14 protein-coding genes are annotated in these 13,897 nt (G+C 71.5%); 2 read left to right on the top strand and 12 right to left on the bottom strand.

Features of this window, described 5'->3' with window-relative positions:
- Window positions 1-53: 53 nt before the first annotated feature.
- The 5 genes from AB0C26_RS22030 to AB0C26_RS22010 all read right to left on the bottom strand — a co-directional run bounded on the left by AB0C26_RS22030 (window position 54) and on the right by AB0C26_RS22010 (window position 4,779).
- A complete protein-coding gene (locus AB0C26_RS22030) occupies window positions 54-1,595 on the bottom strand; it encodes a SpoIIE family protein phosphatase (RefSeq protein WP_360250293.1) in 1,542 nt (513 codons plus the stop codon).
- Window positions 1,592-1,891, bottom strand: coding sequence for an STAS domain-containing protein (locus tag AB0C26_RS22025; RefSeq protein WP_360250290.1), 300 nt, complete (start codon window positions 1,889-1,891; stop codon window positions 1,592-1,594). The genes AB0C26_RS22030 and AB0C26_RS22025 overlap by 4 nt, the downstream gene beginning before the upstream one ends.
- Window positions 1,888-2,298: an ATP-binding protein gene (locus tag AB0C26_RS22020; RefSeq protein WP_360250287.1), complete on the bottom strand. Its 411-nt coding sequence runs from the start codon at window positions 2,296-2,298 to the stop codon at window positions 1,888-1,890. The genes AB0C26_RS22025 and AB0C26_RS22020 overlap by 4 nt, the downstream gene beginning before the upstream one ends.
- 11 nt (window positions 2,299-2,309) lie before the next feature.
- The gene (locus AB0C26_RS22015; RefSeq protein WP_360250284.1) at window positions 2,310-3,947 is read right to left on the bottom strand and encodes an alpha-amylase family glycosyl hydrolase; all 1,638 of its coding nucleotides are present in this window, start codon (window positions 3,945-3,947) and stop codon (window positions 2,310-2,312) included.
- 130 nt (window positions 3,948-4,077) lie between these two features.
- Window positions 4,078-4,779, bottom strand: coding sequence for an alpha/beta hydrolase (locus AB0C26_RS22010; protein WP_360250281.1), 702 nt, complete (start codon window positions 4,777-4,779; stop codon window positions 4,078-4,080).
- Window positions 4,780-4,977: 198 nt separating this feature from the next.
- Between AB0C26_RS22010 and AB0C26_RS22005 the strand changes: the two genes are divergently transcribed.
- On the top strand, window positions 4,978-5,613 hold the full coding sequence (locus AB0C26_RS22005) for an isochorismatase family protein (protein WP_360250278.1): 636 nt from the start codon (window positions 4,978-4,980) through the stop codon (window positions 5,611-5,613).
- 23 nt (window positions 5,614-5,636) lie between these two features.
- Here the strand turns inward: AB0C26_RS22005 and AB0C26_RS22000 are convergent, their stop codons facing one another.
- From AB0C26_RS22000 to araB, 6 genes are all read right to left on the bottom strand, one after another.
- Window positions 5,637-6,590, bottom strand: a complete 954-nt coding sequence (locus tag AB0C26_RS22000) for an alpha/beta hydrolase (RefSeq protein ID WP_360250275.1) — start codon at window positions 6,588-6,590, stop codon at window positions 5,637-5,639.
- Window positions 6,591-6,650: 60 nt separating this feature from the next.
- Window positions 6,651-7,673, bottom strand: coding sequence for a hypothetical protein (locus tag AB0C26_RS21995; RefSeq protein WP_360250272.1), 1,023 nt, complete (start codon window positions 7,671-7,673; stop codon window positions 6,651-6,653).
- Window positions 7,674-7,701: 28 nt separating this feature from the next.
- Window positions 7,702-8,550: an oxygenase MpaB family protein gene (locus AB0C26_RS21990; RefSeq protein WP_360250269.1), complete on the bottom strand. Its 849-nt coding sequence runs from the start codon at window positions 8,548-8,550 to the stop codon at window positions 7,702-7,704.
- 113 nt (window positions 8,551-8,663) lie between these two features.
- On the bottom strand, window positions 8,664-10,142 hold the full coding sequence (araA, locus tag AB0C26_RS21985; RefSeq protein ID WP_360250266.1) for an L-arabinose isomerase: 1,479 nt from the start codon (window positions 10,140-10,142) through the stop codon (window positions 8,664-8,666).
- The gene (locus AB0C26_RS21980; protein WP_360250263.1) at window positions 10,139-10,825 is read right to left on the bottom strand and encodes an L-ribulose-5-phosphate 4-epimerase; all 687 of its coding nucleotides are present in this window, start codon (window positions 10,823-10,825) and stop codon (window positions 10,139-10,141) included. Before AB0C26_RS21980 ends, araA begins: the two co-directional genes overlap by 4 nt.
- Complete coding sequence (gene araB, locus AB0C26_RS21975; protein ID WP_360250260.1) at window positions 10,822-12,453, bottom strand: ribulokinase; 1,632 nt, start codon at window positions 12,451-12,453, stop codon at window positions 10,822-10,824. Before araB ends, AB0C26_RS21980 begins: the two co-directional genes overlap by 4 nt.
- A gap of 174 nt (window positions 12,454-12,627) precedes the next feature.
- Here araB and AB0C26_RS21970 point away from each other — a divergent pair, with 174 nt between their 5' ends.
- Window positions 12,628-13,008, top strand: a complete 381-nt coding sequence (locus AB0C26_RS21970; RefSeq protein WP_360250257.1) for a DUF2255 family protein — start codon at window positions 12,628-12,630, stop codon at window positions 13,006-13,008.
- Here AB0C26_RS21970 and AB0C26_RS21965 read toward each other — a convergent pair.
- Window positions 12,972-13,802 (bottom strand): excalibur calcium-binding domain-containing protein, encoded by an 831-nt coding sequence (locus tag AB0C26_RS21965; RefSeq protein WP_360250254.1) that lies wholly within the window; start codon window positions 13,800-13,802, stop codon window positions 12,972-12,974. The two genes, AB0C26_RS21970 and AB0C26_RS21965, sit on opposite strands and share 37 nt — an antisense overlap.
- Window positions 13,803-13,897 lie beyond the last annotated feature (95 nt).

Below are 13,897 nucleotides of genomic sequence, written 5' to 3'. Positions count from 1 at the left end.
CGCGATGACGCATCAGTCTTGACCATCCGCCGAGCGGCGACCTATGACCTACATCACCCTTTCTGGGGTGCGGTGCCGAAGGTGACGTGCAGGACGACGGCGTCGTCTATGGCGGGGCCGTCGTGCGGGATGCGGCCGAGCAGGGTCTCGGTGAGGTCGCTGGTGGACGCGCGGGCGACCGTGGCGGCGAGGCGGTCCAGGCTGGTGCGCAGGGATTCGCCGCGGCGTTCCACCAGGCCGTCGGTGTAGAGGAGCAGGTGCGCGCCCGGGGGAACGATCCGCTCGGCCTGCGGGCGGGCCCGCGGCTCGACCGCCAAGGGCATCGAGCGGCCCTCCCACAGGAACTCGCCGCCGCCCGGCGTCATCAGCAACGGGGGCGGGTGGCCGGCGCAGGCGTAACGGAGGCGGCGCGTGGCCGGGTGGTAGTCGGCGTACGCGACCGTGCACATGTGGGCGCCCTCGATGACCATGCTGGCCTTGTCGAGGCCGGTCAGGACCTCGGCCGGGCCGGGGGCGGTCTGGGCCAGCAGGCGCAGGGACGACTGGAGCCGGGCCATGGCCGCGGCGGCGGCCAGGTTGTGGCCGACCACGTCGCCGACGGCGAAGCCGATGCGGTCGCCGGGGACGTCGAAGACGTCGTACCAGTCGCCGCCGACGTGGTGGGTCAGGTCGGCCGGGCGGTAGCCGGCGCTCACCGTGATGCCGGGCGGCGCCGGGGCGACCGCCGGCAGCAGGGCCTGTTGCAGCTGGTGGGCGGCGCTGACCGCGCGGTCGCGTTCGGTGACGCCGACCGTGAGGAAGCAGGCGCCGAGGATGGCCACCGCCAGGAACAGTTGCAGGGTGGCCGTCTTGATCTCGATCGGGCCGTCGAGGGCCGCCCACGGGCCCCGGCCGGCGCCGGTCAGGGTGTTCGCGGTGACGGTCATGGCCAGGCCCGAAATCATCGTCACGGCCAGCGGCTGGGTGAAGCCGAGCCAGAACAGCAGCGGGATCGGCAGGTAGAACAGCGGCAGGTGCTGGGGCCAGAAACCGACGGCGGTGACGGCCACGGTGACCAGGACGGCCGGTACGCAACGGGTCAGCCACGAGCGGCGCCAGGCCAGAACCGTGCCGGCGACGGTCAGGGCACCGGTGGCGTCGCCGGCCCAGAAGGGCAGGAACGAGGAGAGCCAGCCGCGGTCCTGGGCCAGGGCGATGGTGGTGCCGCCGACCAGGGCGCCCACGGCCGGGCCGGCGGCCACGCCGAAGGCCAGGAAGGCCAGCAAGTGCGGGCGCTGGGCGAGGTCGATCCGGCCGGGCACGGCGCGGCGCAGCAGCAGCGCGCCGACCAGGGGTTCGAGGGTGTTGGCGGCGGCGAAGCCCAGGGCGTACCCCGGATCGAGGCCGTGCCCGGCGTCGATCAGCAGCTCGAGGACGGCGACCGTGCCGAGGATCCACGGCCATTCGCGGTGGGGGGTGAGCAGCAGGGCCGACAGCGTGACGCCGGCGGGCAGGAAGAGGACGACGATCGAGTCGGCGTCGAAGACGACGAAGGCCATCTGGGCGCCGATCGTGTACGCGACGGCCACGACCAGCAGCAGGCGCAACCTCGTCATGAGAACAGGGGGAGTACGCCTGTGATCTCCAGTGTGGTCCGGGCGATGCCGTGGACGTTCACCAGTTCGAGGCGCGCGCCCTGCGCGACGGCCGTCGCGCGGGCCCGGATCAGCGCCTCGATGCCGGTGGAGTCGCAGAACGCGACGCCGTCCATATCGACCAGGACGCGGGCCGGGTGGATGGTGGCCAGCGCCTGTTCGATGTACGAGCGCACCTCGTCGCTGCTGGCCAGGTCGAGTTCCCCGGTGAGCGCGACCCGGACGGCGTCACCGTCCTGCCGTCCGATGATCTTCACTTGGGGTTCTCCTGCCAGGGTGCGGCCACGGCCGGCCGGAACTCGACGTGGACCCGTTTGCCGTCACCCTCGTCGGCCACGTACCACCGCTCGGTCAGCGCGTCGAGCAGCAGCAGGCCGCGCCCGCCGCGGTCGTCCGGCTCGCGGCGCCGGGGAACGACGGCCGAGGAGTCGGCCACCGACAGGGTCACCCGAGTGGCGTACGCGTCGAGGGCGATCGCGACCAGGGTGCCGCCACCGTGCTGCACCGCGTTCGTGACCACCTCGCTCACCACGACGGCGACCGCGTCGAGCCAGCCGCCGTCGGTGAAACCCCACTGGCGCAGGCACGTCACGACACGGTGACGCGCCTCGCCGGGTGCCTGCGGGCCGACCTCGACGTCGAACTCGAGGCTGCGCTGAGCCATGGGTCAGGACGCTACCTCAGATCGACGGAGTTCGGCGTCACCCAGACCGCCGTATCGGCCGGCAGCTCGACGATGCCGTCGCGCTCCCGGACACCGGTCCGGTCCGAGGCGAGCAGCACCCGCCGGGCGGGCACGAACGCGGCCGACCCGCTCATGTTGATCCAGCAGGTGACCGGGTCGGGGTCGCCGTCGCGGGCCACCAGGTCGACCCGGATGACGTCGCCGACGCGCGAGACCGCGCCCAGCCCGGAGCCGAGCGCCGGGTAGAGCGACCGCATCGAGATCGCCTGCCGGTAGAGCGAGAGCGTCGAGGATGCGTCGGCCGCCTGGCGGTTGACGGCGTGATCCCGCCAGCCGTCCGGGATCGGCAGCCACGGCGCGGCGCTGCCGGCCGCGGAGAAGCCGGCCAGCGCGTCGTGGTCGTCCCACGGCATCGGCACCCGGCAACCGTCGCGACCGGCCCGAGCGCCCCCGGAGCGGAAGAAGATCGGGTCCTTCTTGGCGGCGTCGGGGACCTCGGCCTCGGGCAGGCCCAGCTCCTCGCCGGCGTAGAGATAGGCCGACCCGGGCAGGGCGAGCATCAGCAGGGCGGCGGCGCGGGCCCGGCGCAGGGAACCGTACCGGGTGACCTGCCGTGCCTTGTCGTGGTTGCCGAGCACCCAGGGCGCGGGCGCGCCGACCGACGCGAAGACGGTGAGCGCCTCGGCGATCGTGTCGGCGAACGCCGTCGCGTCCCACTTGCTCTTGAGCAGCCGGAACTGGAACGCGTGCTGGAGCTCGTCCGGCCGCGCGTACAACCCGACCTGCTTCAGATCGGCGAGGGAGACCTCGCCGACCAGCATCCGCCCGTTCTCGTACGAGTCGCCGACCGCCCGCCAGCGGCGCCAGATCTCGTGGATCCGGGGCTGGTTGGTGGTCATGACCTGCTCGGGCCCGTGCCCGAACAGGGTGGGGGAGTAGACGCCGGGGTTGTCGCGGTATTGCGGGTCCTTGAACAGCCCGTAGGCGACGTCCACCCGGAACCCGTCGACTCCCAGGTCGTACCAGAACCGCAACGTCTCGTCGAAGTCGTCGGCGACCTCGGGGTTGTCCCAATTGAGGTCCGGCTGCTCGGGCGTGAACAGATGCAGATACCAACGGCCGTCGGGCGTACGGGACCAGGCCGATCCGCCGAACATGCTCTGCCAGTTGTTGGGCGGCTCCTCGCTCGCCGGCCGGAAGTGGTAGCGCGCCGCCTCCGGGCTGTCCGGGTCGGCGAGGGCCGTGCGGAACCAGGCGTGCTGGTCGCTGGTGTGGTTGGGCACGATGTCGAGCAGCACCTTGAGGCCCAGGCCGTGCGCGTCCTCGACCAGGCCGCGGACGTCCTCGACGTCGCCGTACACGGGGTCGACGGCCTTGTAGTCGATGACGTCGTAGCCGCCGTCGGCGCCGCCCGACGGGTAGTGCGGGGTCACCCAGACCGCGTCGACGCCGAGTGACTTCAGGTAGCCGAGCCGCGAGCGCAGGCCGGCGAAGTCGCCGATCCCGTCGCCGTTCCCGTCGGCGAACGACCGCAGGTAGACCTGGTAGACGACGGCGTTGCGCCACCAGGCGTCCCGGGCGGGGCCGGCCTGCGTGTCGCGGGGGAAGAGGATCGGCTCTGCTGACATGCCCCGCTTGATCGGCCGGGACGGGGCCGCGCGGCAGGGTCGCACCGGACCGCAACCCAGTTGCAGCCGGCGCTCTGTGAAACAGAAAGGGAGTGCGGCGCGCGGCCGCACTCCCCTTTCTGTTCGCCGCTTACGCGGACGCGGCTTCCTTGATGAGCTCGACCAGCTGGGCCGCCTCGGGGATGGCCACGGTGTGCGAGCCGCCGGCCAGCTCGACGGTCCGCTTGGAGCCGGCCCGCTCGGCCATGAAACGGTGGGCGGCGACCGGGATGTTGAGGTCGTCGCTGCCGAACAGGAACCACGACGGGATCGTCTTCCACGCGGCCTGGGCCGACTTCTCGCTCAGCGCGGCGTCGGTGATCGGCCGCTGGGTGACGGCCCAGACGGCGGCGTCCTCGGCCGGCGAGTCGGCGGCGAACTGGTGGTGGTACAGGTCCTGCTTGATGTACAGGTCGGTGCCGCCGTCGGGCAGGGCGACCGGGTTCAGGGTCTCGCCCAGCGAGCTGCCCGGGAACTTGCCGGCCAGGTCACCGGCGCTCTCGCCCGCGTCCGGGGCGAACGCGCCGACGTACACCAGGGCCTTGACGTTGGGGTTGCCCTCGGCGGCGTTGGTGATGACCATGCCGCCGTACGAGTGGCCGACCAGCACGACGTCGCCCTCGACGGAGGCGAGCGTGGCCTTGAGGTACCCGGCGTCGTTGCTGACGCCGCGCAGCGGGTTGGCCAGGGCGATCGCCGGGAAGCCGGCCGCGCGCAGGCCCTCGACGACCCCGTTCCAGCTCGCCGACTCGGCGAACGCGCCGTGCACCAGCACGATGGTGGGCTTGCTCATGATTCCCCCAGATGAATCGAATGTCTCGCGTTGTCCCCTCGATCCTGCGGGCTGGACGCCGTGCTGGCATCAGTCGGTCGACTGAGCTGTCGGCATCGCTCGTGCGATTGCTGTGAGGCAGGCGACACGCTTTTACTGTACGGCCGGTCATTAGCGAGCTACGTTAATGAACAGCTGTTCATTAGTGAGGAGTCAACGATGAATCTCGAGCCCCTGTCCCCGGCCGACAGCACGGTCGTCCTGGTCGACTACGCGATCGGCTTCGCCAACCTGCTGCGCTCGCACGACCTGCGGGAGCACATCAACAACACGGTCGGCCTGGCCACGACGGCGAAGCTCTACGGCGCCGGGCTGGTCGTCACCAACGGCGAGAGCTCCAAGCCCTCCGGCCCGCTCTACCCGGAACTGCTGGCCGCGCTCGGCGACCAGCCGGTGATCGAGCGCAAGACGGCGTTCAACTCGTTCCTCGACCCGGCGTTCGCGGCGGCGGTCGAGGCGACCGGCCGGCGGCGGCTGCTGATCGGCGGCATCGCCACCGACGGGTGCGTCCTGCAGACCGCGCTGGGCGCGGTCCGGGCGGGCTACGAGACGTACGTGGTCGCCGACGCCTCCGCCTCGCTGAGCAAGGAGGCGCACGACATCGCGATCCAGCGCATGGCGATGGCCGGGATCGTGCCGGTCACGTGGTGGTCGGTGGCGGCCGAGTTCCAGCTCGACCCGCGCTTCGCCGACTCCCCGAACCGGGTGAAGCTGATGAACGACTTCCAGCCGGCCATGACGATGAGCGGCCGGACGTTCTTCAACGGGGTCGCGCAGGCCCCCGCCGCCGGCTGACGGCGGGAGCCCGGGCCGTCGTCTCAGGCGAACGCGAGCTTGAGCATCGCGATCGCCTGGGCCACCGCGGCCCGCGTGGCGTGGGTCGGGCTGAGCGGGTTGAGCATCATGAAATCGTGGTGGATGCCGTCGTACCGCACGGTCGTCACCGCGACCCCGGCCTCGCGCAGCTTGCCCGCGTACAGTTCGCCCTCGTCGCGCAGCACGTCCGCCTCGTCCACGATGACGAACGCCGGCGGCAGCCCCGCCAGCTCGTCCAGGGCGGCGTTCAGGGGCGAGGCGTACTTGCCGGCGCGCTGGGCCGGGTCGGTGGTGTACGCGTCCCAGAACCACGCCATGCTCCTGGCTGTGAGGAACGGCCCGTCGGCGTACTCGGTGTAGGACGGGGTGTCCTGCGCCGCGCTCGTCACCGGGTAGTACATCGACTGGTGGACGAAGGTGACATCGCCGCGGTCCTTGGCCATCAGGGCCAGGGCCGCGGTCATGTTGCCGCCGACCGAGTCGCCGGCCACGGCCAGGCGCGAGGCGTCCAGGCCCTTCGAGGCGCCCTCGGCCACGATCCAGCGGGCGGTGGCGTAGCCCTGCTCGATGGCGACGGGGAAGCGCGCCTCGGGCGAGCGGTCGTACTCGACGAAGACGACGGCGGCGTTCGCGCCGACGGCCAGCTCACGGACGAGCCGGTCGTGGGTGCCCGCGTTGCCGAGAATCCAGCCACCGCCGTGCATGTAGAGCACGACCGGCAGGGTGCCGGTGGCGCCGGCCGGCTTGACGACGCGTACCCGGACGTCACCCACCTCGGCCGGGACGGTGATCCACTCGTCGTCGACCGGCAGCATGTCGATCGGCGCGGCCTGGATGTCGTCGAGCACCTTGCGGGCGCCGTCGGGCCCGAGCTCGAAGAGGAACGGCGGCTTGCTCGTGCTGTCGGCGATCTGCTGGGCTTCGGGTTCGAGAACGAGACGGGGTTCGGTAGTCATGCCTCCAGGCTCGCCGCGGGCCCGCTCCGGAGCATGAGTCGGTCGACCGGTGGCGGCGGGCTAGAACCTGAGAGTGGTGTGGCCGGCTGGGCCGGCCGGGCGGGTGGGTACGCGCCGGCCGTCGCCGGTGAAGAGGGTTCCGGCGCCGGTCAGTTTCAGGTCCACGGTGCTCAGAGACTTCGGGTTGGGGATGTCGACGGCGTAGGTGACCGGGATCGTCGTCTCGGTGACCGTCAAGGTGTCGCGGATCGGGTGGGCGCCGTTCACCTCGAAGTCGCGGCCCAGATCCAGCTCGACCCGCCAGCCGTTCAGGTCGGCCGGGTTCGAGTCGCCGCGGACCTGCGTCTTCAGCACCAGCCAGGCGTGGCCGTCCTTGGCCCAGCCGCGCTTGGCGTCGTACGCGCCGAGGGTGGCGTCGATCTCGAAGGTGGTGAGGTAGGCGCTCAGCGGCGTCACCCGGCCGGCGCCCGGCCCGACCAGTGTGGCCTTGGCGGTTCGCAGCGGGTAGTAGGCGTCCGGGCTGTGCCCGCCGCGTTTCCCGGTGCGCAGGCTCAGCGTCTGCGTCCGGCCGAGGTCGGTCACCGTCAGCGCCGGGTCGGCGCCGGCGGAAATGTTGACGACCAGGACGTCGCCCATCTTCGTGAAGCCGCCCAGGCGTTCGACCGTCCGGGCGGCGCCGTCCACCTGAAGCTTGACGACCGGATCGGGATGCTCACCGGAGTACGGCTCCCGGGTGTTCTGCCCGCCGCCGGCCACGGCGATGAGCAGTTCCCGTCCCGCGCCCGCGTTGACCCCGACGTCCGAGCTGTCCGTCAGATCGAGGTCCCACGCCTGCTTCCCGGTGAGCGCCGCCGCCACGTACACCTTGCGGAAGCGCACGCCGTACCGGGGACCGGTGATCTCGGCGCCGGTCAGGACCGGCTTCAGGCCGTCGCCCTCCAGCGCCACGTCGAGCTGCGGGCGGCTCTCGGGCGTGCTGTACGTGGCGTAGCCGGCGGCGAGGGCGGTGCTCTCCTCTTCGGGCGGTGAGCAGGCGGCCGTGCTCAGCAGCACGAGCAGGGCGGCGCAGATCCGTCGTCTCATGATCGGGCAGATTAATCGAAGGTCGTGTCTACGAGGGTCCCAGGTCGGAGATCTCGTAGCCGCGCGGGTAGCCGGGATAGGTGCGGTTGTGCGGTGACGCGCCGAGGACCGACTCCCGGCGAGGCGGAAGGAACCGCAGGGCGCCGGCCCGTGCGCGCAGGCCGGCGCCGGCGGCGGCGGTGACCCAGCGTGGGGCGGGGCCGAAGCCGAAGGCGTGCAGCATCGGCTCGTCGAGCAGGCCGCGGACGCCGAGGCGGGCGGCGGGGCGCAGGAACGGCGGGAACCAGGCGGCGAACAGGTTCACCGTGTACTCGCCGATCTCGCGGTTCGTGTCGGTGTAGCGGAAGTGCTCGTCCTCGTACGACCGCTTGAAGCTCCGGAAATCGCCGAAGGCGGGCGGGATGTCGCGGATACCCATCCGCCGGCCGACCTCGCGGTAATAGAAGAAGGCGGCCAGGCGCTCGTTGTCGTGCAGCGGGCGCCAGCCGTAGCGGTCGAGCCAGTCGATCGGGTCGTAGACGAACGTGGACAGAACGTAGAGCATGTCGTCGTTGGTGATGGCATAGCGCCCGTGGGCCCGGTTGACGACGCGCAGCGCTTCCTTGCCGCGTGGGGAGTCGTACCCGTGCGCGGCCATCTCGGCCATCAGCAGCGCGGTGTCGTCGTAGCGGCGCTGGGGCCGGTCGCGGAACTCGCCGGTGGCGGCCAGCAGGCGCGAGATGCTGGGCACGCAGTACGTACGGAACAGGGCGAACTCCAGCGCCCGCGTGTAGTCCCACGGGAACTCCAAGCCGGCCGAGATCTGGTAGATCTCGAGGTGGTCACGCTCGGGGTCGAGGGCGGCGATCCGGTGCGCCCGCTCGTATCGACGGCTCACGCGCGTCAGCGTAACGCCGGTCCGCGAAGCCCGGCCACGCTGATCTCGACCGGGTACGGCGGCACGAGCGAGATTCAGCGTGACATCATCGGCAAACCTGCGGGCTGGAGGCCTTACAGGGGACGGGACAGGCGGTAGTACGCCGAGTTCCACCGGACGCGGTCGGTGAAGTCGTGCGTCGTGGTGTTCTCGTCGATCAGCAACAGCTCCGTCCGGAGCATCGTCGCGAAATCGCGCAGGGTCTCGGCCGAGGCCGACTGGGTCAGGACGGTGTGGTGCGGGCCGCCCGCGGTCAGCCAGCACTCGGCCGACGTGGACAGCGACGGCGCGGGCTTCCACACGGCCCGGGCCACCGGCAGCGCCGGCAGCGGCTCGTCGGGGGTGGTCACCTCGACCGCGTTCGCCACCAGGCGGAACCGGTCGCCCATGTCGACCAGGCCGATCACGGTGCCGGGGCCGGGCGCGGCGTCGAAGACCAGGCGTACGGGGTCCTCGCGGCCGCCGATGCCCAGCGGGTGGATCTCGACCCGCGGCCGGGCGGCGGCGATCGACGGGCACACCTCGAGCATGTGGGCGCCGAGGATCTTCGGCTCGCCCGGCCCGAAGTGGTAGGTGTAGTCCTCCATGAACGAGGCGGCCCCGCCCATGGCCTTCACCGCGGCCAGCAGGGCGGACGTCTTCCAGTCGCCCTCACCGCCGAAGCCGTACCCGTCGGCCATCAACCGCTGGACCGCGAGGCCCGGCAGCTGCCGCAGCCCGCCCAGGTCCTCGAAGTTCGTGGTGAACGCGCCGAAGCCACCCTCGGTGAGGAACTGCCGCAGCCCGGCCTCGATCCGGGCCGCGTACCGCAGCGACTCGTGCCGGTCGCCGCCCCGGGCCAGCTCCGGCGCCAGCTCGTAGAGGTCGGCGTACTCGGCCACCAGCGCGTCGACGGTCTCGGGCGCGGCCGCGTCCACCACGGCGACGAGGTCGTTCACCCCGTACGTGTTGACCGAGACGCCGAAGCGCAGTTCGGCCTCGACCTTGTCGCCCTCGGTGACCGCGACGTCCCGCATGTTGTCGCCGAAGCGGGCCAGCCGCAGCGTCCGCAGATGCTGATAGCCGGCGGCGGCCCGGATCCAGGCGTCGACCCGCTCGATGACCGAGGGGTCGCCGGCGTAACCGGCGACCGTCTTGCGCGGCACGCCGAGGCGGGCCTGGATGAAGCCGAACTCCCGGTCGCCGTGCGCGGCCTGGTTCAGGTTCATGAAGTCCATGTCGATGGTGGCCCACGGCAGCGACCGGTTGTGCTGCGTGTGCAGGTGCAGCAGCGGCTTGCGCAGCGTGTCCAGCCCGGTGATCCACATTTTGGCCGGGGAGAACGTGTGCATCCACGCGATGACGCCGATGACCGACGGATCGGCGTTGGCCTCGAGCATGGTCTGGCGGATCGCGGCCGAGTCGGTCAGCACCGGCTTGCCGACGATCTCGGCGGTGAGCCCGCCGGCCACCAGCAGCTGCTGGATGTCGGCCGACTGGGCGGCGACCTGCTCGAGGGTTTCCGGGCCGTAGAGGTGCTGGCTGCCGGTCAGGAACCAGATCTGGGGTTTCATTCGACGGGCTCCTGTCCGTAGACGTTCTGGTAGCGCTCGTAGAGCGAGTCGACGTGGTGTTGCTCGATCGGCAGGGGCGTGCCGAGCTGCCGGGAGAGGTGGACCGTGCGAGCCACGTCCTCGCACATCACGGCCGCCTTGACCGCGTTGCGGGCGGACGAGCCGATGGTGAAGACGCCGTGGTTGCGCATGAGGACGGCGGGGGAGCGGTGGCCGCGCAGCGTCTCGACGATGCCGCGGCCGATCGAGTCGTCGCCGATCAGCGCGAACGGCCCGACCGGGATCTCACCGCCGAACTCGTCGGCGATCATCGTGAGGACGCAGGGGATCGCCTCGCCGCGGGCGGCCCACGCCGTGGCGTACGTCGAATGGGTGTGCACCACGCCCCGCACGTGGGGCATGTGCTTGTAGACGTAGGCGTGCGCGGCGGTGTCGGAGGAGGGGCTGAGCTCGCCGTCGACCAGTTCACCCTCGAGGTCGGTGACGACCATCGCCTCCGGCGTGATTTTGTCGTACGAGACCCCGGACGGCTTGATGACGAGCAGATCGCGGCCCGGAACGCGGGCCGAGACGTTGCCCGCGGTCCACACCACGAGCTGGTTGCGGGGGAGTTCGGCGTGCAGCTCGGCGACCTGCGCGCGTAGTTCCGCGATGGTGTCGCGGACGTCGGTCGTGACGGTCATCGGTTGTCCCACGCCTTCCGCTGAATGGCCCGCAGGCGGCGCATCACCTTGCTGCCGCCGCGGCCGAAGTAGTCGTGCAGCGCCGAATACTCGGCGTACAGCTCGTCGTAGACCGCCGCGGCGGCCGGATCGGGTTGGTACACAGCGCTTTCCACCCGGCCCATCGACTCGGCGGCCGTGCGTACGTCCGGGAAGCAGCCGGCGGCGGTGGCGGCGTGGATGGCCGAGCCCAGCGCGGGCCCCTGGTCGGAGCCGATGACCGAGAGCGGCATGTTCAGCACATCCGCGTAGATCTGCATGAGCAGGCGGTTCTTGATCAGGCCGCCGGCCGCGATGAACTCGCGTACGGGAACGCCGGCGTCGTTGAAGGTCTCGACGATCTTCCGCGTGCCGAAGGCGGTCGCCTCGATGAGCGCCCGGTAGACGTCCTCCGGCCTGGTGGCCAGGGTCTCGCCGATCAGCAGGCCGGACAGCTCGTGGTCGACCAGGACGGACCGGTTGCCGTTGTGCCAGTCGAGCGCGATCAGGCCGTGCTGGCCCGGCCGCTGAGCCGCCGCCCGTTCGGTGAGCAGCGCGTGGGTCCACTCGTCGCCGAGCCGGTCGACGTAGTGCCCGAAGATGTCGCCGACGCCGCTCTGCCCGGCCTCGTAGCCCCACAGCCCGGCCACGATGCCGCCGTCGACGACCCCGCACATGCCGGGCACCTCGCGGATCTCGTCGCCGTTCATGACGTGGCAGGTCGAGGTGCCCATGATGGCCACCATCCGTCCCGGGTCGAGGGCGCGGGCGGCGGCACTGGTCACGTGCGCGTCCACGTTGCCGACGGCCACGGCGATCCCGGCCGGTAGGCCGGTCCAGGCGGCGGCCTCGGCGGACAGGGCGCCCGCCTTCCGGCCGAGCTCGCCGATGGGCTGGTCGAGCTTGCCGGCCACGAAGTCGGCGAAGCCGGGGTTCAGGGCGGCGAGGAAGTCGGCCGAGGGATAGGCGCCGTCCTGGCGGATGCCCTTGTAGCCGGCCGTGCAGGCGTTGCGCACGTAGCTGCCGGTGAGCTGCCAGACGATCCAGTCGGCGGCCTCGACCCAGCGGGTCATCGCCGCGTACGCCTCGGGGTCCTCCTCGAGGATCTGCAGGGCCTTGGCGAACTCCCACTCCGAGGAGATGAGGCCGCCGTAGCGGGGGAGCCACGCCTCGCCGCGTTCCGCGGCGAGGGCGTTGATGCGGTCGGCTTGCGGCTGGGCGGCGTGATGCTTCCAGAGCTTGACGTACGCGTGTGGGCGGCTCACCCACTCCGGAAGCTCGTTGAGCGGGGTGCCGTCGTCGAGCGTGGGGACCATCGTGCACGCGGTGAAGTCGGTGCCGATGCCGACCACGTGGGCCGGATCGATCCCGGCCGCCTCGACGGCGGCGGGGACGGCGTGCTTGAGGACGTCGACGTAGTCCGAGGGCACCTGCAGCGCCCAGTCGGGACCGAGCGGCGTGCCGTCGGGCAGCGCCTCGGTGAGCACGGCGTGCTTGTAGTCGTGCACCGCGGAGCCGAGCTCGGCGCCGTCCGGCACGCGGACGACGACCGCCCGGCCGGACAGGGTGCCGAAGTCGACCCCGACGGTGTAACGCGGGTGATCGGGCATGAGGGGGAGCACCTCCACGAGGCGCGTGCTGTTAGCGATAACATCACGCGACGACGCGGCGCGAAAAGGGGAGCGCCTTGGGTCGTGTGAACGCTAACAGACGAGGACGGCAAACGGTATACCCCCAGTCGTTCGACTCATCCCGGCCGCCGGGACCGGAAGCACGCTGATCGCATGTCTTCACTGCTCGAGTACCTGCGCGACACCGACACGGTCATCATCGAGGCCGACGGCCACCGGACGCCGATCTGGGCGGTCGAGGCGGGCGGCACCGGGTACATCCGCTCCTCGCACGGCACGACGTCCGCCTGGTACAAGCGGGTCGCGGCGGCCGGCACGCTGACGTTCGTGACCCCGGACGGCCCGATCCCGGTGACGGTCAGCCTGGCCGCCGACGAGCACACCAGGGAGCTGGTCGACCGCGCCTACCAGGCCAAGTACGGCGACCAGCCCCGATTCCTGCCGATGCTCCTCGCACCGCCCGCCCGCTCCACGACGATGCGCGTCGCCGACCGTCGTTACTCGCAGACGACCCCGTCGCCGTCCCGGTCCTGATACCAGTCGTACTCCGGGTCCTGGCCCTCGTAATACGGTCCGTAGCCGGCGGCCTTCGCCTTGGTGCAGCTGGAATAGCGGGGGTCGGTGCCGCCGCCGCTGTCGCTGTCGTCGCCGGGCTCCTCGGCGGGCGGCTCCTCGTCGCCGCCGCCCTGCTCGCAGGCGACGCCGTCCTTGTCACGGTCGAGGGCCTTGCGGTATCCGGGTTGGCCCTTGCGCAGCGGGCCGGGGGCGTCCTCGCAGGTGGCGTAGTACACGGCCTTCGTGGTGCTGGGCTTGGCGGCCGGCTTCGTGGTCGGCTTTGCCGCGGGCTTCGTGGCCGGCGCTACGGTGACCGGCTTCGTGGTCGGCGCTGCTGTGGCCGGCTCTGTGGTGGCCGGCTCTGTGGTGGCCGGCTCTGTGCTCGGTACATCGGCCAGCTGTTGGGCCGCGGCCGTCCGCTCCTTGCCGGCGGGATCGCCGGAGTTCGAGTCGGGCGCGAAGACGGCGATGCCGCAGACGCAGAGCGACAGCGCGCCGATCACGCCGAGCGTCACCTTGTGCCAGGCCTTCCACCGCGACGGCGGCTTCGGCGGCTTCGGCGGCGGGAAGGCCGTCGTGGGCGGGTACGGCTCAGCTGGGCGGCCGGGCGTGCTTTCCCAGGGCTGACCGTAGGCGTCGACGGGCTGGCCGTACGCGTCCATCGGCTGCCCGTACGGCTGTCCGGGCTGGACGTATCCCGGTGGTGGCGGCTGCCGGTCCGGCGGGACGGCGTCGTTGCCTTGCCACGGATCCTGAGCTGGAGGCGGGTTCACCCGCGTGAGCATGGTGAACGCCCGCACACCGCATAACCCGCCGACCGGATGTGACGGGCGTCCATGCGTGCGGAGACGCCCTGCCTGAACGGGCG

The organism is Actinoplanes sp. NPDC048796 (genome assembly GCF_040650035.1).
GTDB lineage: Bacteria > Actinomycetota > Actinomycetes > Mycobacteriales > Micromonosporaceae > Actinoplanes.
Note: the sequence above shows the minus strand (reverse complement) of the source record. Positions and strands in the feature narration are given on the sequence as shown.